The sequence below is a fragment of the Brevundimonas albigilva genome (assembly GCF_023573565.1).
GTDB classification, from domain to species: Bacteria; Pseudomonadota; Alphaproteobacteria; order Caulobacterales; family Caulobacteraceae; genus Brevundimonas; species Brevundimonas albigilva.
Genome location: NZ_CP097649.1, coordinates 3,019,976 through 3,036,319, shown reverse-complemented (window position 1 = coordinate 3,036,319; position 16,344 = coordinate 3,019,976). Strand labels below are relative to the sequence as shown.

18 protein-coding genes are annotated in these 16,344 nt (G+C 70.4%); 7 read left to right on the top strand and 11 right to left on the bottom strand.

Annotation, left to right across the window (positions count from 1 at the left end):
- The first annotated feature begins 80 nt into the window (after positions 1 to 80).
- Positions 81 to 575, top strand: a complete 495-nt coding sequence (locus tag M8231_RS15170; RefSeq protein WP_250201865.1) for a hypothetical protein — start codon at positions 81 to 83, stop codon at positions 573 to 575.
- Positions 576 to 623: 48 nt separating this feature from the next.
- The gene (locus M8231_RS15165; RefSeq protein ID WP_250201864.1) at positions 624 to 1,877 is read left to right on the top strand and encodes a UbiH/UbiF/VisC/COQ6 family ubiquinone biosynthesis hydroxylase; all 1,254 of its coding nucleotides are present in this window, start codon (positions 624 to 626) and stop codon (positions 1,875 to 1,877) included.
- On the opposite strand, the gene M8231_RS15160 is transcribed toward M8231_RS15165, so the two are convergent.
- Positions 1,878 to 2,564, bottom strand: coding sequence for a response regulator transcription factor (locus tag M8231_RS15160; RefSeq protein ID WP_201216989.1), 687 nt, complete (start codon positions 2,562 to 2,564; stop codon positions 1,878 to 1,880).
- A gap of 63 nt (positions 2,565 to 2,627) precedes the next feature.
- On the bottom strand, positions 2,628 to 3,344 hold the full coding sequence (locus tag M8231_RS15155) for a YggS family pyridoxal phosphate-dependent enzyme (protein ID WP_249749344.1): 717 nt from the start codon (positions 3,342 to 3,344) through the stop codon (positions 2,628 to 2,630).
- Here M8231_RS15155 and M8231_RS15145 point away from each other — a divergent pair.
- Positions 3,343 to 3,981 carry a thiamine phosphate synthase gene (locus tag M8231_RS15145; protein WP_284150795.1) on the top strand — a complete coding sequence of 213 codons (639 nt, stop codon included), beginning with the start codon at positions 3,343 to 3,345 and terminating at the stop codon, positions 3,979 to 3,981. The genes M8231_RS15155 and M8231_RS15145 overlap by 2 nt on opposite strands.
- Here M8231_RS15145 and M8231_RS15140 read toward each other — a convergent pair whose 3' ends face one another.
- Positions 3,982 to 4,365, bottom strand: coding sequence for an NtrZ family periplasmic regulatory protein (locus M8231_RS15140; protein ID WP_250201863.1), 384 nt, complete (start codon positions 4,363 to 4,365; stop codon positions 3,982 to 3,984).
- Between the two features lie 344 nt (positions 4,366 to 4,709).
- Here M8231_RS15140 and M8231_RS15135 point away from each other — a divergent pair, with 344 nt between their 5' ends.
- From M8231_RS15135 to holA, 4 genes are all read left to right on the top strand, one after another.
- Entirely contained in the window at positions 4,710 to 5,165 is a 456-nt protein-coding gene (locus tag M8231_RS15135; protein ID WP_249751904.1) for a DUF3576 domain-containing protein, read from the top strand.
- 235 nt (positions 5,166 to 5,400) lie between these two features.
- On the top strand, positions 5,401 to 7,950 hold the full coding sequence (leuS, locus tag M8231_RS15130) for a leucine--tRNA ligase (protein ID WP_249749347.1): 2,550 nt from the start codon (positions 5,401 to 5,403) through the stop codon (positions 7,948 to 7,950).
- Entirely contained in the window at positions 7,950 to 8,426 is a 477-nt protein-coding gene (lptE, locus tag M8231_RS15125) for an LPS assembly lipoprotein LptE (RefSeq protein WP_249749348.1), read from the top strand. The genes leuS and lptE overlap by 1 nt, the downstream gene beginning before the upstream one ends.
- A gap of 139 nt (positions 8,427 to 8,565) precedes the next feature.
- Positions 8,566 to 9,618, top strand: coding sequence for a DNA polymerase III subunit delta (gene holA / locus M8231_RS15120; protein WP_249749349.1), 1,053 nt, complete (start codon positions 8,566 to 8,568; stop codon positions 9,616 to 9,618).
- On the opposite strand, the gene M8231_RS15115 is transcribed toward holA, so the two are convergent.
- From M8231_RS15115 to M8231_RS15080, 8 genes are all read right to left on the bottom strand, one after another.
- Entirely contained in the window at positions 9,615 to 9,800 is a 186-nt protein-coding gene (locus tag M8231_RS15115) for a hypothetical protein (protein ID WP_249749350.1), read from the bottom strand. The two genes, holA and M8231_RS15115, sit on opposite strands and share 4 nt — an antisense overlap.
- On the bottom strand, positions 9,797 to 10,417 hold the full coding sequence (locus M8231_RS15110) for a class I SAM-dependent DNA methyltransferase (RefSeq protein WP_250201862.1): 621 nt from the start codon (positions 10,415 to 10,417) through the stop codon (positions 9,797 to 9,799). Before M8231_RS15110 ends, M8231_RS15115 begins: the two co-directional genes overlap by 4 nt.
- A 1-nt stretch (position 10,418) precedes the next feature.
- The gene (locus M8231_RS15105) at positions 10,419 to 11,309 is read right to left on the bottom strand and encodes a ParB/RepB/Spo0J family partition protein (protein WP_249749351.1); all 891 of its coding nucleotides are present in this window, start codon (positions 11,307 to 11,309) and stop codon (positions 10,419 to 10,421) included.
- 28 nt (positions 11,310 to 11,337) lie between these two features.
- Positions 11,338 to 12,159: a ParA family protein gene (locus M8231_RS15100; RefSeq protein ID WP_249749352.1), complete on the bottom strand. Its 822-nt coding sequence runs from the start codon at positions 12,157 to 12,159 to the stop codon at positions 11,338 to 11,340.
- The gene (gene rsmG / locus M8231_RS15095; protein WP_249749353.1) at positions 12,140 to 12,772 is read right to left on the bottom strand and encodes a 16S rRNA (guanine(527)-N(7))-methyltransferase RsmG; all 633 of its coding nucleotides are present in this window, start codon (positions 12,770 to 12,772) and stop codon (positions 12,140 to 12,142) included. Before rsmG ends, M8231_RS15100 begins: the two co-directional genes overlap by 20 nt.
- Positions 12,772 to 14,667 (bottom strand): tRNA uridine-5-carboxymethylaminomethyl(34) synthesis enzyme MnmG, encoded by a 1,896-nt coding sequence (gene mnmG / locus M8231_RS15090; RefSeq protein ID WP_249751906.1) that lies wholly within the window; start codon positions 14,665 to 14,667, stop codon positions 12,772 to 12,774. The genes rsmG and mnmG overlap by 1 nt, the downstream gene beginning before the upstream one ends.
- 103 nt (positions 14,668 to 14,770) lie before the next feature.
- Positions 14,771 to 16,087: a tRNA uridine-5-carboxymethylaminomethyl(34) synthesis GTPase MnmE gene (gene mnmE, locus M8231_RS15085; RefSeq protein ID WP_250201861.1), complete on the bottom strand. Its 1,317-nt coding sequence runs from the start codon at positions 16,085 to 16,087 to the stop codon at positions 14,771 to 14,773.
- Between the two features lie 27 nt (positions 16,088 to 16,114).
- Positions 16,115 to 16,339 carry a DUF6489 family protein gene (locus tag M8231_RS15080; protein WP_249749356.1) on the bottom strand — a complete coding sequence of 75 codons (225 nt, stop codon included), beginning with the start codon at positions 16,337 to 16,339 and terminating at the stop codon, positions 16,115 to 16,117.
- Positions 16,340 to 16,344: the final 5 nt, after the last annotated feature.

Sequence of the window (16,344 nt, the reverse complement as noted above, 5' to 3'; positions counted from 1 at the left end):
TTGTCGCACCGACAGGGTTAAGGGGCTGTTTACCAGCGAAGCCGTGGACAAGCGCCGGGCTCCATGAGAGGTTGCCGATCATGAAACTCTGGGTATCGATCCTGCTGCTCGCCTTCCTGGCTGGGTGCACTTCCCGGACGGACCGCGCGCCGCCCCGGCCGCTGTTCGATCTGGGCGGGGTCCCCCACGAATGGGCGCTGGCGCACGGGAAGGTCGGCGGGCTTATCCTTTCAAGACTGGACGGAACGGGACGGGGCACGCCCGTCTTGGTCATGACCTGCGACGACAGCACCCGCGGGGGCCTCCAGGTCCGATTCCCGGAAGCGACTGCAGGACCCATGCGCCTTCAAGCCGGCGACAAGACCTTCCAGGTCGAGGCGAGGCAAAAGGATGACCTGTGGGCTGTTCAAGGCGAGGGGCGCTTCCCCGCAGGATGGTTCGAGGCGTTGGCCGCCGCTGACACGCTGCGCCTATCCTATGGAACGCGAGCGCTCGCCGTGCCCGCGCCGGGCGCGCCGTCCGTAGAACATTACGCGCGCTATTGCGATCTATTGACCGCCGGCAGGCCTGCCTGAATCGATCCGGGCTCTGGACGCCGCGCCGCTCCGGCGCGACAAGCCCTTATGGCCGACATCGAACGCTACGACATCGTCATCGCCGGCGCGGGGCTGACCGGGGCGGCGTTCGCCCTGGCGGCGGCGCAGGCCGGGCTCAGGGTCGTGATGGTCGACCCCCAGCCGTTCGACGCCCAGCTGGCGCCGACCTTTGACGGACGATCGACGGCGATCGCCTTTTCCACCTTCCGCATGTTGGACGCCTTGGGCCTGGGCGAGACCCTGCGGCCGCACGCCTGCCGCATGGACCATATCCTGGTGACGGACGGACGCCGGCCGGGGGCGGCCAGCCGCGCCGCCTCGCCGGCCTTCCTGCGCTTCGACGCCGAGGAGATCAGCGGCCGCACCGGCGGCGAGCCGCTGGGCTACATGGTCGAGAACCGCCGCATCCGCGCGGCCCTGGCCGAGGCGGTGACGCGCGCGGAGATCGAGGTGCGGGCGCCGGCCTCGGTCGCGGCGGTGGAGGTCGATCCGGGCAAGGCGACGGTCGTGCTGGCGGACGGATCACGCCTGGTCGCGCCGCTGGTGGTCGGGGCCGAGGGGCGCGGCTCCACCGTGCGCAGGGCCGCCGGCATCGACACCGTCGGCTGGGGCTATGGCCAGAGCGGCGTGGTGGCGACCGTGAAGCTGGGCCGCGACCACGGTGACGTCGCCCACGAATATTTCCTGCCCGGCGGCCCCTTCGCCATCCTGCCGCTGACCGAGCAACGCGCCAGCCTGGTGTGGACCGAGACGACGCGCCGGGGCGAGGCGCTGCGCGACGCCTCGGACGCCGCCTTCCACGCCCATCTGATGCGCCGGTTCGGCGAATTCCTGGACGGGGCGACGGTGGAGGGGCCGCGCTTCGTCTATCCGCTGTCGCTCAGCCTGGCCGAGCGCCTGACCGCGCCGCGCATCGCCCTGATCGGCGACGCGGCGCATGGCGTGCATCCGGTGGCGGGCCAGGGGCTGAACATGGGGCTGAAGGACGCCGCCGCCCTGGCCGAGGTGCTGGCCGAGGCCGCGCGCCTGGGCGAGGACATCGGCGCCGAGACGGTGCTGGAACGCTACGCCCGCTGGCGGCGGTTCGACAATGCGGCGCTGGCGGCCGGCTTCGACGCCTTCGTGCGGCTGTTCTCCAACGACATCGCGCCGGTGCGGCTGGCGCGCGACATCGGCCTGGCGGCGGTCAACCGCATCGGCCCCCTGCGCCGCGCCTTCATGCACGAGGCCGGCGGCGCGACGGGCGACCTGCCCCGCCTGCTGCGCGGCGAAGCCGTCTGATCAGGGCTGGAGCCGGTAGCCGCCCGCGTCGGTCAGCAGCAGGCGGGCCTGGCCCGGCTCGGGCTCGATCTTCTGGCGCAGGCGATAGATGTGGGTTTCCAGGGTGTGGGTGGTGACCCCGGCGTTATAGCCCCAGACCTCCGTCAGCAGCTCCTCGCGCGACACCGGCTTGGCCCCGGCGCGATAGAGGTACTTCAGGATGTTGGTTTCTTTCTCCGTCAGCCGGATCTTCTTGCCCTTGGCGTCCATCAGCACCTTGGCGGCGGGCCGGAACTCGTACGGGCCGATGGAGAAGACCGCGTCCTCGGACTGTTCGTGGCTGCGCAGGTGGGCGCGGATGCGGGCCAGCAGGACGGCGAAGCGGAAGGGCTTGGTGACATAGTCGTTGGCCCCGGCGTCCAGGCCCAGGATGGCGTCGGCGTCGGCCGACTGGGCCGTCAGCATGATGATCGGGGTCGAGACCCCGTCCTTGCGCAGCAGGCGGCAGGCCTCGCGGCCGTCCATGTCGGGCAGGTCGACGTCCAGCAGGATCAGGTCGGCGCGGATCTCGCGGCCCATGCGCACGCCGTCGGTCGCGGTCGAGGCCTGCTGGGTCTTGAACTCCTCGTGCAGGTTCAGCTGCTCGGCCAACGCCTCGCGCAGGTCGTCGTCGTCGTCGATGATCAGGATGGTCTTGGGCGTGGGCATGGATCAGACAATGGCGAGGCTTGGCCCCCGCGCCAAGGCTTGGGGGCGTGAATTCACGTCGGGTTACGGCCTAGAGGCCTCTTCGGGGCGATTACGTTCCCCGAACAGCGCGGTTCCGACCCGCACATGGGTCGCGCCGCGCCGGATCGCCGTCTCGTAGTCGCCGCTCATTCCCATCGACAGGACGCCCAGCCCGTTGCGGTCCGCGATGCGGGCCAGCAGGGCGAAATGCGGCTCTGGATCCTGGTCGGCGGGCGGAATGCACATCAGCCCCTCGATCGTCAGGCCGTAGGTCCGCCGCGCCTGGCCGATCAGGGCGTCGGCCGCGTCGGGCGGGACGCCGGCCTTTTGCGGCTCGGCGCCGGTGTTGACCTGGACCAGCAGGCGCGGCGTCCGGCCCAGCTTGCCGGACGCCTCGGCCAGGGCGCGCGCCATCTTCTCCCGATCCAGCGTCTCGATCACGTCGAACAGGGCGACCGCGTCCGGCGCCTTGTTGGTCTGCAGCGGGCCGATCAGCCGCAGCTCCAGATCCGGCAGCCCCGGCCGCCGGTCGCTCCAGCGCTCCTGCGCCTCCTGCACGCGGTTTTCGCCGAAGACGCGCTGACCCGTCGCCAGGGCCGCGTCGATCGCCTCGGGCGGCTGGGTCTTGGACACGGCCGTCAGGGTCGCGGCGTCGGGATCGCGCCCGGCCTCGCGGCAGGCCTGGACGATGCGGCCGCGCACCCGGGCGAACCGGTCGGCGATGGACGCGGACGACGAAGCGGGGGAAGAAGCGGTCATGACCCTGCCGGACGGCTATAGCGATGAGGCGCGCGCGCTGTGGGACGCCGCGACGGCTCTAAACCGCCAGGCGGGCGCTGTCAGCCTGCCGCCGCTGCTGTTCTTCACCGACCCGGAGCGCACCCCCCGTCCCTGGGAGACGGCGGCCCGCCTGCCCGCCGGGGCCGGCGTGGTCTATCGCGCGTTCGGCCGCGCGGACGCCGCGACGACCGGCCGCCGCCTGCGCGAGGCGACGCGACAGGCCGGGGTCCGGCTGCTGGTCGGCCTGGACATGGCCCTGGCCGAGGCGGTCCAGGCCGACGGCCTGCATCTGCCCGAACGGGCGGCGGGCCAGGCGCAGGCGATACACGCCGCCCGCCCCGACTGGCTGCTGACGGCCGCCTGGCACGGGGGTCCCGTCGAGTGCGCGGGGCTGGACGCCCTGGTGCTGTCGCCGGTCTTTTCCGCCGGCGGAGCGTCGGCCGCTCGGCCGGCGCTGGGCGTAGAGGGGTTTCGAGACCGGGCCGAGGCGGCCGGTCCGCCTGTCTATGCGCTGGGCGGGATCAGGGCCGGCGACGTCGGCGCGCTGGCCGGGTCCGGCGCCTGCGGCCTGGCGGCGGTGTCGGCGATCCAGGCGGCTTTTCAGGCCTTCGCCTGATCAGAATTTGAAGATGGTTTCCAGGCGAACGCGCGGCTGGGCGCGGCCGTTGGTCTCGGGCGCGCGGGCCGGATCGGCCTCGGGCGAGGCCACGGCGGCGGCGGCGCCGACGCGCAGGCGGTCGTTCAGGCGATAATAGGCCCCGGCCTCGACGTCGCCCCAGTCGGTCTCGCGGCCGACGGGCTGGTTCAGGTTGAAGTCCAGGCCCCAGCGGCCGTTGTCGTTCAGACGCAGGCCGCGACGCTGCTGGGCGGGAGCGTTGCGCTGGGCCTGCTGGGCCTCGGTCAGGGACACCGAGGGCGTGCGCGACTGAGCCGCGGCCGAACCGGCGGCGGCCGTGACCGAAATCACGGCGGCGACAGCGATGAAAGCGCCAAGACGCATTTCCAACCCTTCAGGCGCGCCTGACGACGCGCCGACAAACCTGAACCGGCCTTATGCGACCGTGAACCTCGCGATTAGACATCGGAGGCCCGCCCGGTCAACGCAACGTCGTCCGCATAACCCGGTTCCCCGTCATTGTTGCGGTGCGATGTGGCGCGAGCGTCACGGGAATCGGACCATCACGGGGCCTTTCCCTCTCGGTCCCGTGCCGGCGGGGCGGACGCGGCGCGCGCTTCGCCTTGTCATCGCCCCTTTTCACCGTGTTATAGAGCCCTGCTCCTGCGCGGAGCCGCGCGCGTGCGGGCCAGGCCCCCACGATCCCAATGGTTACGGAGACTTCCTTGATGCGCCTCAACACGGCCCTGGTTCGCGGCGTCGCCGTCGTCCTCCTGTCGGGCGTGGCCCTGTCGGCCTGCTCCAGCATCCCCTTCGTCGGCGGCGGCGACCGCAAGACCCAGCGCGTCGACGTCCAGCAGGGCATCGGGGTCAACGGCTATCTGTGGCGCGCCTCGCTGGACACGCTCAGCTTCATGCCGCTGGCCAACGCCGATCCGTGGGGCGGCGTCATCAACTATGACTGGTACATCAACCCCCAGACGCCGAACGAGCGCTTCAAGGCGACCGTCTTCATCCTGGACACCCGTCTGCGCGCCGACGCCCTGAACGTGACGGTGACCAAGGAGATCAAGGGCGCCGACGGCCAGTGGACCGGGGCGCCGGTCGCGGCCCAGACCGAGGCGGACCTGGAAAACGCCATCCTGACCCGCGCGCGCCAGTTGAACCTGGCCAACGCCGGCTGACGCCCGGCTCGGCCTTTCCTTTGGCGCCGTCGCCCTTCGGGCGGCCTGAGCGCCATCGTTCCTGCGCTAACGCCCTTCGGGCTGCTTGAGCGCAGTTGTTCCCGCGCTAACGCCCTTCGGGCGGCTTGAGCGCTTCGCGCCCGTTTCGCGACGCAGCGCAAAATTTCTTGGGCGCTGTCGTCCTTCGGGCTAGTTGAGCCGGGGGCGGCAGCGCCCTTTTGACTTCAGGACGACCGTGGCCCGCTACGAACCCAAGACCGCCGAACCCCGCCAGCAGGCCCGCTGGGCCCAGGCGAACGCCTTCGTCACCCGCGACACCGGCCGGCCGAAATACTATGTCCTTGAAATGTTTCCCTATCCTTCGGGGAACATCCACATGGGCCACGCCCGAAACTATGTGATGGGCGACGTGGTGGCCCGGTCCAAGCGCGCGCAGGGCTTCGACGTGCTGCATCCGATGGGCTGGGACGCCTTCGGCATGCCGGCCGAGAACGCGGCGATGGAACGCGGCATCCACCCCAAGGGCTGGACCTATTCCAACATCGCCACCATGCGCGAGCAGCTGAAGCTGCTGGGCCTGTCGCTGGACTGGTCGCGCGAGTTCGCCACCTGCGACCCCGAATACTACGGCAAGCAGCAGGCCTGGTTCCTGGAACTGTATCGGCGCGGCCTGGTCTATCGCAAGGACGGCGTCGTCAACTGGGACCCGGTCGACAACACCGTCCTGGCCAATGAGCAGGTGATCGACGGGCGCGGCTGGCGCTCGGGCGCGGTGGTGGAGAAGCGCAAGCTGAACCAGTGGTTCCTGCGCATCACCGACTACGCCGACGACCTGATCGAGGGGTTGAAGACGCTGGACCGCTGGCCCGAGAAGGTCCGGCTGATGCAGGAGAACTGGATCGGCCGCTCCAAGGGGCTGCAGATGACCTGGGCCTTCGCCGGGCCCGCCCCCGAAGGGTTCGACGCCGGCGTCGAGATCTACACCACCCGCCCCGACACCCTGTTCGGCGCCAGCTTCCTGGGCCTGGCCCCCGATCACCCCTTGTCGAAACAACTGGCCGAGGCCGATCCGCGCGTCGCCGAGTTCGTCGCCAAATGCCGCGAGGGCGGCACGTCCCAGGCCGACATCGAACAGGCCGAGAAGATCGGCTGGGACACGGGCCTGAAGGTCCGCCACCCCTTCACCGGCGCCGACGTTCCCGTCTGGATCGCCAACTTCATCCTGTCCGAATACGGCACGGGCGCCATCTTCGCCTGCCCGGCCCACGACCAGCGCGACCTGGACTTCGCCCGCAAGTACGATCTGCCGGTCATCCCCGTGGTGCGGCCCGAGGGCGCCGGCGACGACTTCGCCGTGGACGACGAGGCCTATGTCGGCCCGGGGACGATCTTCCATTCCGACTTCCTGGACGGTCTGGACATCGAGGCGGCCAAGGCCGAGGCGGTGCGCCGCGTCGAGGCGGCGGGAACCGGCCAGGGCGCGACCATCTACCGGCTGCGCGACTGGGGCGTGTCGCGCCAGCGCTACTGGGGCTGTCCCATCCCGATCATCCACTGCCCGTCGTGCGGCCCGGTGGAGGTTCCCGCCGACCAGCTGCCGGTCGAACTGCCCGAGGACGTCACGTTCGACACGCCCGGCAATCCGCTGGATCGGCATCCGACCTGGAAGCACGTCAAATGCCCGTCCTGCGGCGCCGAGGCGACGCGCGAGACCGACACGCTGGACACCTTCGTCGATTCCAGCTGGTACTTCGCCCGCTTCACCGACCCGAAGGCCGCCCAGCCGATCGACAAGGCCGCCGCCGATCGCTGGCTGCCGGTCGACCAGTACATCGGCGGGGTCGAGCACGCGGTGCTGCACCTGCTCTACGCCCGCTTCGTCACCCGCGCGCTCAGCGACGCCGGACTGATGGACGTCAAGGAGCCGTTCGCCGGCCTGTTCACCCAGGGGATGGTGGTCCACGAGACCTATCGCCGCCCCGACGGCCAGTGGGTCGAACCCACCGACGTCGAACTGAGCAACGACGGCGGCGTCCGCTCGGCGCGCCAGCGGTCGACCGGCGAGACCCTGACGATCGGCGACATCGAGAAGATGTCCAAGTCCAAGAAGAACGTCGTCGCCCCGGCCGAAATCCTGGAAAGCCACGGCGTCGACGCCGGCCGCCTGTTCGTCCTGTCCGACAGCCCGCCCGAGCGGGACGTGCAGTGGACGCCCGGCGGGGTGGAAGGCGCCAGCCGCTTCGTCCAGCGCGCCTGGTCGCTGTTCGACGCCTACGATCCCGCCTTCGCCGGCGAGGACAAGGCCAACGCCGACCTGCTGCGTGAGACGCATAAGGCCGTCAAGGCCGTGTCAGAGGGGGTCGAGGGCTTCCGCTTCAACTCCGCCATCGCCAAGCTGTACGCCTTCGTCGCCACGATCCGCGACAACGACAAGGCCGGCGGCGAGGCGCGGCGTCAGGCCCTGTCGGCGCTGGCCCGGCTGATCGCGCCCTTCACGCCCCACCTGGCCGAGGAATGCTGGAGTCGGTTGGGCGAGGACGGCATGGTTCTGGACGCGCCGTGGCCCGTGTGGGACGCTGCCCTGGCGGCCGACGACGAGGTGGTCCTGCCCATCCAGATCAACGGCAAGCGCCGGGCGGAAATCCGCGTGGCGCGCGGCATGGAGCCGTCCGCGGTCGAGGCGCTGGTCCTGGCCGACGAGACGGTCAAGGCGCGGCTGGAGGGTCTGAGCGTGAAGAAGATCGTCGTGGTCAAGGACCGCATCGTCAATCTGGTGGCCGGCTGATGCGCCGCGCCCTTCTGGCGCTTCTGCTGGCGGCGCCGCTGGCGTCGGCCTGCGGCTTCACCCCGCTCTACGCCGATCCGGGCGTGGGCTCGTCGCTGCGGCGCATCGCGGTCGCGACCCAGGACGACCGGCTGGGCTATCGCCTGCGCGAGCAGCTGGAGGACGCCCTGGCCTGGGACCGCGCCTCCGCCCCCCTCTACCGCCTGGACATCCGGGTCGAGCAGAGCCGTCGCTCGCTGGGCCGCCGCATCGACGACACCGCCACCCGCTACGAGCTGACGGTCAAGGCGACCTGGACCCTGACGCCGGCCTCGGGCGGGACCCCGATGACCGGGACCGAGACGGTGACCACCACCTACGCCGCCGCCGACCAGCCCTACGCCGCCATCGCGGCCCAGCAGGACGGCGAGGAACGCGCCGCCTCCGAACTGGCCCGCCTGATCCGCCTGGACCTGATGCAGGCCCTGGCCCAATGATCCTCCCCCGCGCAGCGGGGGAGGGGGACCACGGAGTGGTGGAGGGGGCGACCCCGGACTTGGTGTGCGCCTTTCCCCCCTCCACCGCCTGCGGCGGTCCCCCTCCCCCGTTCTGCTGCGCTTCTCGGGGGAGGATCTCATGATCCTCTCCAAACGCCCCGAGATCGACCGGTTCCTGAAGGCGCCCGATCCGGCGATCCGGGCGGCGGTGATCCACGGCAAGGACCGCTCGGGCGTCGCCGAACGCGCCGAGATCCTGTGCCGCACGGTGACGCCCGACCTGAACGACCCGTTCAACGTCACCGTCCTGACCGACAGCGACATCGACGGCGACGAGACCCGGCTGGAAGAAGCGCTGACGGCGCTGTCGATGATGGGCGGCCGGCGTCTGGTGCGGGTGCGCCTGTCGACCTTCAAGGCCGGGGTGGACAAGGCGGTCGCGGCGGCGGTGAAGATCCACGCCGAGGGCGGCTACAATCCCGACGCCCTGCTGGTGGTCGAGGCCGACCAGCTGGGCCGCGAATCCGCCCTTCGCAAGACCGCCGAGAAGGAAACGGGGGCCGTCGGAATCGTCTGCTACGAGGACGAGACCGGCGACGTCGCCCGCATGGTCCGCGAGGCCCTGGCGGCCGACAAGGTGGGCCTGACCTCCGACGCCCTGGACCGGTTCGTCGCCCGCCTGCCCCGAGAGCGCGGCCTGATGCGCCAGGAGATCGAGCGCCTGGCCCTGTTCGTGGGCCCCGGCTCGGGCCGCAGCATCGACCTGGACGAGTTGGAGACCCATCTGGGCGTGGAGCCGGACGCCTCCCTGTCGGATGCGGCGCTCCAGGCCTTCGGCGCCCGGCCCGGCCCGGCCCAGTCGGCCCTCAGGCGCGCCTTCGCCGAGGGCGAATCCTCGGTCCTGGCCGTGCGGTCCGCCGCGATTCACCTGGGAAAGCTCAGGCGGATCAATATCTTGCAGGCCAACGGCGCGAACGCCAAGGAGGCCGCCAAGGCCGCCGGCGTGTTCTGGAAACAGGAGGCCGAAATACTGCGCCAGGCCCGGTCCTGGCGGCTGGAGGCGCTGGACGAGACGCTCGACAGCATCAACGCCGCGGACGTGGCGACCAAGACGACCGGAACGCCCGATCAGCTGATCGCCGAGCGCCTGCTGCTGGAAATCGCCGGCAAAGCGCGCCGACTGGGGCTCTAGCCGCGCTTCGACGCGCGGCGGAAGGCGGGCTTGTTCAGCGCCGCATTCTGGTGCGCCACGCCCTTCTCGGCGTGCCGGGCGGGTTTGAACGCGCCCGTGGACGCGGTCGCGCCTCCGGCGCGCTTGGCGGCCAGCGCCTTCTTCATAGCCTCGGCGGTGGGGTTGGCGGGCTTGTCTGTCATCCGACCACCTTGCCACCGCGCCGCCGTGCAAGCCAGACGGTGGCTCCGCCGCAGTTCCGATCGCTCACGACGTGGCGGCGCACGTCCAGCCCCACATCGTCCAGCCCTGTCCGATAGGCATCGAGCGAAAGGCTGCCGTGATAGAGCGGCTCTCCGCGCCACTCGCCGATGGTCTCGCCCTGTTCGGACCCGCTGGTGAACACGAGCACGCCGCCGGGCCGCAGGTGACGTGCGAAAACCGCGAGCATCGCCGGCTGCGCTTCGGGCGGCAGATGGATCAGGCTATGCCAGGCGATCACCCCGTCGAACGTCCGGCCCAGATCGACCCCGCGCATATCGGCCGTGATCCACGTCTGATCAGGGAACCGGCCGCGACACAGATCGATGAGGTCCGGTGAGACATCGACGCCCACGATCTCGCGGCCCTGTTCGACCAGATAGCGGGCGATCGGCTCTCCCGAGCCGCAGCCGAGGTCGAGAATCCGTCCGCCTTGCGGGACGTGGGCCAGAAAGGCGTCCAGCCACGATCGTTCGAAGAGGGTCTTGGTCCGATCCGCGTCGAAGTCGCAGGCCCGCCGGGCATAGAGGTCGGCGATCGCCTCCGCCGGGGGCTTCACCTCAGCCGCGCATCAGGCGTCGGCACAGGTCGTCCAGCTGCTCCAGCGAGCCGTAGCGGATGCTCAGTTCGCCCTTGCCGCCCTTGTCCGCCAGCTGGACCTTCAGTCCCAGGGCGTCGGCCAGATCCTGCTGCAGGGCCGCGACGTCGGCCGCCCCCTCCCCGCCTGCGCCGCCGGCCGCCGGCCGCGCCCTTGCCGGTTTCGGTCCCTCGACCGCCCGGCGGGCCAGGGCTTCGGTCTCGCGCACGCTCAGGCCGTTGACGAAGGCGATGTCGGCCAGTTCGGCCGGATCGGGCGTGTTGATCAGCGCCCGCGCGTGGCCGGCCGACAGCTTGCCCTCGCGCACATAGAACAGCACCCGTTCGGGCAGCTGCAGCAAACGCATGGTGTTGGCCACGTGGCTGCGGCTCTTGCCGACCACGCCCGCAACGGCGTCCTGGGTGCGGCCGAACCGCTCCATCAGCACGCGATAGGCCTCGGCCTCTTCCAGCGGGTTCAGGTCGGCGCGCTGGACGTTCTCGACGATGGCGACCTCGAACACCTCGACATCGTCCATCTGGGTGACGATGATCGGCACCTCGGTCAGGCGCGCGGCCTGGGAGGCGCGCCAGCGGCGTTCGCCGGCGATGATCTGCCAGACCCCCTCCTCGCCCGGCTGGGCCCGCACCAGGATCGGCTGCAGCACGCCCTTGTCCCGGATCGAGGCGGTCAGTTCCTCCAGATCCTCCTGGCGGAAGGTCTTGCGCGGCTGGTCCGGGTTCGGCTTCAGGCTCTCGATCGGCGCGCGCTGGACGCCCGCCGGCGCCGGCGTTCCGGCCGCGACCGGCGCCTCGACGTTTTCCCCCATGAGGGCCGACAGTCCGCGCCCCAGGCCTCTTTGTCGTTCAGCCAAGATACTGTTTCCGTTTCTTCTCTTGAGATCAGGCGGCCAGCTGGATGCGCTGGCGCTCGCGCCGCACCACCTCGCGCGCCAGCCGCAGATAGGCCTGGCTGCCGGCGCATTTCAGGTCGTAGATCAGCGCCGGCTTGCCGAAGGACGGCGCCTCGGCCACCCGCACATTGCGCGGGATGACGCTGTCGTAGACCTTGTCGCCGAAGTGGGCGCGCACGTCGTTGGCGACCTGTCCCGAAAGCGCGCTGCGGCGGTCGAACATGGTCAGGACCAGGCCCTGGATCTCCAGCGCCGGATTCAGGCTGTGGCGGACCATGTCGATGGTGCGCATCAGCTGGCTGAGGCCTTCCAGGGCGAAGAACTCGCACTGCAGCGGCACCAGAACCGCATCGGCTGCCGCCATGGCGTTCAGGGTCAGCAGGTTCAGCGACGGCGGGCAGTCGATCAGGACATAGTCATACCCGGTAGGGCCGTCATCGTGGGCGCGAAGGGCGTCGCGAAGCCGATACGACCGCCGATCCGCCTGGCTCAGCTCGATCTCCACGCCTGACATGTCGGCGTCGGCGGGCACGATCCAGAGGCCGGGCACCGAGGTCTGCACGGCCGCATCATCGATGGACCGCTGATCCACCACCACGTCATAGATGGTCACCCGCCGTGTTTCACGTGGAACACCCAGGCCGGTCGAGGCGTTGCCCTGCGGGTCCATGTCGACGATCAGCACCCGCTCGCCGATGGCGGCCAGCGCCGTGCCCAGGTTGATCGCCGTGGTCGTCTTGCCCACGCCGCCCTTCTGGTTCGACACGGCCAGGACGCGGGCGGGTTGTTTCTTACGGCCTAGGGCGGACACGTCGGACCCTCCGGATGCTCACGATACGCCCACGGGGGTCGCTCTGCGACGGGGCCAGTTCAGCTTCGAATTGCCAGGATTTCCGAGCCTCGATCAACTCGGATTCGGCCTTCTCCCCTTTCAGGAACAGACCTTGTGCACCCCTTTCAAAGTAGGGCTGTGCATAACCGAGCAGCTTGTCCAGCGGCGCCACGGCCCGGGCGGTGACGATGTCGCACGTCACGCTCTGCGCCTCCGCCCGCCCGTTCAGGACCGTGGCCGGAAGGTGCAGCTCGTCGACCACGGACTGAAGGAAGCGGCACCGCTTGCCCAGGCTGTCGACCAGCCAGACGTGGGCGCCCGGCCGCCCCTTCAGCAGGATGGTCAGGACCACGCCGGGAAACCCCGCCCCTGCCCCCAGGTCGGCCCAGGTCAAGGCGGTCGGCGCGTGGGCCAGCAGCTGGGCACTGTCCCAGGCGTGGCGGTTCCAGAAGTCGGGCAGGCTGTCAGGCCCCACCAGATTCATCACAGCGTTGGCCTCGACCAACCGCTCGCGGAAAATCTCCAGGTCGGCCATCTGGGCGGCCGTGGCCCCGGTCTTCTCTTGGAAGAGCCGCTTCTGCGTCTCCGGCATCAGGCGGCGACCGAGGGACGCGCGCCGCGCTTCACATGGGCCAGCAAGGCCGTCAGGGCGCCGGGCGTCATGCCTTCGATCCGGCCCGCCTGCCCCAGGGTCTGGGGCTGGATCCGCGTCAGCTTCTCGCGGACCTCGCTGGACAGGCCGCCGATGGCTCCATAGTCCAGATCGGCCGGAAGGCGCAGCGCCTCCTCGGTCCGCAACGCCTCGGCATCGATCGCCTGGCGGTCCAGATAGGCCGCATAGCCGGCGTCGATCTCGACCTGTTCGCGCACCGCGGCGGGCCAGTCCGCGATCGCCGGCAGGGCCGAACCGAAATGATCCAGCGTCACGCCGGGAAAGGCCAGAAGCTCGCGCATTGTGCGGCGCTTGCCGTCGGCGTTGACCGCAATGCCCAGAGCGACCGCCTCTCCGGGCGTGAACCGTGTTTCACGTGAAACGGCGGCGGCCTCGGCCAGAACCGCCGCCTTGGCCTGGAAGCGCTCGCGGCGGGCCGCCGACACGATGTCCAGGTCGATCGCCAGAGGGGTCAGCCGCTGGTCGGCGTTGTCCGCCCGCAGCGCCAGTCGATACTCGGCCCGGCTGGTGAACATCCGATAGGGCTCGGTCACCCCGCGCGTGACCAGGTCATCGATCATCACGCCGATATAGGCCTGGTCGCGGCCCAGAACGACGGGCGTCGACCCCGCCGCCGACCGCGCCGCATTGAGGCCGGCCATCAGCCCCTGCGCCGCCGCCTCCTCATAGCCGGTCGTGCCGTTGATCTGGCCGGCCAGATAGAGGCCCGGCCGCTTCTTGACCTCCAGCGCCGGGGTCAGTTCGCGCGGATCCACATAGTCGTATTCGATGGCGTAGCCGTAGCGAAACACCTCCACCGCCTCCAGGCCGGGGATGGTCCGCAGGAAGGCCAGCTGCGTCGCCTCGCCGACCGAGGTCGAGATGCCATTCGGATAGACGGTCGGATCGTCCAGCCCCTCCGGCTCCAGGAAGATTTGGTGGCTGGTCTTGTCCGCGAAGCGCACCACCTTGTCCTCGATAGAGGGACAATAGCGCGGCCCCCGCCCCGACAGCCGCCCGCCATAGACCGCGCTCTCGCCCAGGTTCTCGGCGATGATGCGATGGGTCTCTTCGGTCGTGTGGGTCACGCCGCAGGCGATCTGAGGAACCGCGATCCGGTCGGTCAAGAAGGAGAAGGCCGACGGCGTCTCGTCGGCCTGCTGCATCTCCAGCCGCTCCCAGGCGATGGTACGGCCATCCAGACGCGCCGGCGTGCCCGTCTTCAGCCGACCCATGCTCAGCTGCGCGCCGTGAAGGTCGGCGGCCAGGCCCGTCGACGGCGCCTCGCCGTGTCGCCCGGCGGGAATGCGCTCGTCGCCCCGATGGATCACCCCGTTCAGGAAGGTGCCGGTCGTCAGGACGACCGCACCCGCCCGCAGGGTCTCGCCGTCGCCGGTCGTCACGCCGATCACGCGCTCGCCGTCCAGGACCAAGCCCTCGGCGGTTCCGGCCATCAGGGTCAGGTTCGGCGTCGCGGCCAGTTCGGCCTGCATGGCCTCGCGATAGAGTCGCCGGTCGATCTGGCTGCGCGGCCCGCGTACGGCGGCGCCCTTGGAGCGGTTCAGCAGACGGAACTGGATGCCCGACACATCGGCCAGCCGTCCCATGATCCCGTCCAGGGCGTCGATCTCGCGCACCAGATGGCCCTTGCCCAAGCCGCCGATGGCCGGGTTGCACGACATCTCGCCGATGGTTTCCAGCTTCTGGGTCAACAGGACGGTGCGCGCCCCGGCCCGCGCGGAAGCGGCCGCGGCTTCGCAGCCGGCGTGGCCGCCGCCTATGACGATCACATCGAAGGCGGTTTCAGTGTCGACGAAAGAGCGGGAGGAAGACATGGCGCGCACATAGGGCAATTCCGCCCGTTTCGCCACCTTGTCGGCGCCGGCCACGCCGCGAGACATCCTGATGTTTCACGTGGAACATCGGTATGGCCAAGTCTCACTTGCCGATGCAGAAGGTGGCGAAAACTTCGCCCAGAACGTCTTCCACGCCGATTTCGCCGGTCACGCGCGACAGGGCCGACGCCGCACGCCGCAGATCCTCGCCCGCCATTTCCGGCGCCTGATCCAGGGCGACGCGCGCGGTCGCGACCGCCGCCAACGCCTCGGTCAGGCGAAGCCGATGCCGTTCCCGCGTCACGGCGGGGAAGTCCGCGCCCGCCAGGTCCTCCGCCAGGCGCCGCGCCAGCCAATCGTGGAGCGCCTCCAGGCCCTGACCCGTCGTCGTGCTGACAGCCAACCAGTCCAGCCCCGCGGCCTCGTCTTCCCGTCGACCCTCGGCGAGATCAGCCTTGGTCGCCACGATCAGGTCGCCGGGCCGGACATAGGCCGCAGCGACGCCGGCCGGATCGCCGGGCGCGCGCACCCACAGCCGCAGGTCCGCCGCCTCCGCCCGCGCGCGAGCCCGCCGCACGCCCTCGGCCTCGACCGGGTCGTCGCTGTCGCGCAGGCCCGCGGTGTCGGACAGGGTGACGGCGTAGCCGCCGATGACCAGGTCGGCGTCCAGCACGTCGCGGGTCGTGCCGGCGATCGGCGTGACGATGGCCGCCTCTCGCGCCGTGAGGGCGTTGAACAGCGAGGACTTGCCGGCGTTGGTCTCGCCGATCAGCACGATCCGATAGCCCTGGCGCACCCGCTCGCCCCGACGGCCGGTGTCGACGGCGCGGCGCAGATCGTTCGCCAGCCGGTCCAGCACCGGCCCGGCGGTCCGGGCCAGGTTGTCGGGCACCTCTTCGTCCGGAAAGTCGATCTCGGCCTCGACCAGGGCCAGGGCCTTCAGCAGATCGCGGCGGAAGCCGGCGTAGGTCTGGCTGAGTCGTCCATCCAGCTGTCCCAAAGCTTGTCGGGCCTGCGCCGTGGTCTCGGCGTCGATCAGGTCGGCGACGGCCTCGGCCTGGGCCAGGTCCATGCGGCCGTTCTGGAAGGCGCGGCGGGTGAACTCCCCCGGTTCCGCCGGGCGCAGCCCCAAGGCGATCAGGGCCCGGCTCGCCGCCTCGACCACCGCGCGGCCGCCATGCAGATGAAGCTCGGCGGCGTCCTCGCCGGTGTAGCTGTTGGGGGAGACGAAGCGCAGGACCAACGCGTGGTCGATATGTTCGCCGGCGCGCGACAGGCTGCGCACGGACGCTAGGCGCGGCTTGGGTCGCCCGGCGCCCAAGCCGTCCAGGGCCTGATCCACCCCCGGCCCGGACAGGCGGATGACCGCGATGGCGCCGCGACCGGGCGGCGTGGCGAGGGCGAAGATGGTGTCGGTCATCATGTCCGGCGGAGAAGACGCACGGTCTTACTTCACCGCCGCGTCCATCATACGGCGGAACTGGTCCTGGGCCTGCAGGCCGAAGCTGGTCCAGGCCTTCATCAGCTCTTCCGGCTGCATGGCGGCGACATTGGCCTTCATGCGCGCCTGCATCTCGGCGACCAAGGCGTCGTTCAGCGGCGTGACGTCAGGCAGGCCCAGGAAGGCGCGCGCCTCCGCCGGGCTGCAATCGATCTCGACATTGATCTTCATCGGCT

Coding starts and splice junctions, on each gene's coding strand:
- M8231_RS15165 (WP_250201864.1), top strand. CDS start 624: ATGGCCGACATCGAACGCTACGACATCGTCATCGCCGGCGCGGGGCTG.
- M8231_RS15170 (WP_250201865.1), top strand. CDS start 81: ATGAAACTCTGGGTATCGATCCTGCTGCTCGCCTTCCTGGCTGGGTGC.
- lptE (WP_249749348.1), top strand. CDS start 7,950: ATGCGCCGCGCCCTTCTGGCGCTTCTGCTGGCGGCGCCGCTGGCGTCG.
- M8231_RS15135 (WP_249751904.1), top strand. CDS start 4,710: ATGCGCCTCAACACGGCCCTGGTTCGCGGCGTCGCCGTCGTCCTCCTG.
- holA (WP_249749349.1), top strand. CDS start 8,566: ATGATCCTCTCCAAACGCCCCGAGATCGACCGGTTCCTGAAGGCGCCC.
- mnmE (WP_250201861.1), bottom strand. CDS start 16,087: ATGACCGACACCATCTTCGCCCTCGCCACGCCGCCCGGTCGCGGCGCC.
- M8231_RS15145 (WP_284150795.1), top strand. CDS start 3,343: ATGACCCTGCCGGACGGCTATAGCGATGAGGCGCGCGCGCTGTGGGAC.
- M8231_RS15115 (WP_249749350.1), bottom strand. CDS start 9,800: ATGACAGACAAGCCCGCCAACCCCACCGCCGAGGCTATGAAGAAGGCG.
- M8231_RS15080 (WP_249749356.1), bottom strand. CDS start 16,339: ATGAAGATCAATGTCGAGATCGATTGCAGCCCGGCGGAGGCGCGCGCC.
- mnmG (WP_249751906.1), bottom strand. CDS start 14,667: ATGTCTTCCTCCCGCTCTTTCGTCGACACTGAAACCGCCTTCGATGTG.
- M8231_RS15140 (WP_250201863.1), bottom strand. CDS start 4,365: ATGCGTCTTGGCGCTTTCATCGCTGTCGCCGCCGTGATTTCGGTCACG.
- M8231_RS15160 (WP_201216989.1), bottom strand. CDS start 2,564: ATGCCCACGCCCAAGACCATCCTGATCATCGACGACGACGACGACCTG.
- M8231_RS15155 (WP_249749344.1), bottom strand. CDS start 3,344: ATGACCGCTTCTTCCCCCGCTTCGTCGTCCGCGTCCATCGCCGACCGG.
- rsmG (WP_249749353.1), bottom strand. CDS start 12,772: ATGCCGGAGACGCAGAAGCGGCTCTTCCAAGAGAAGACCGGGGCCACG.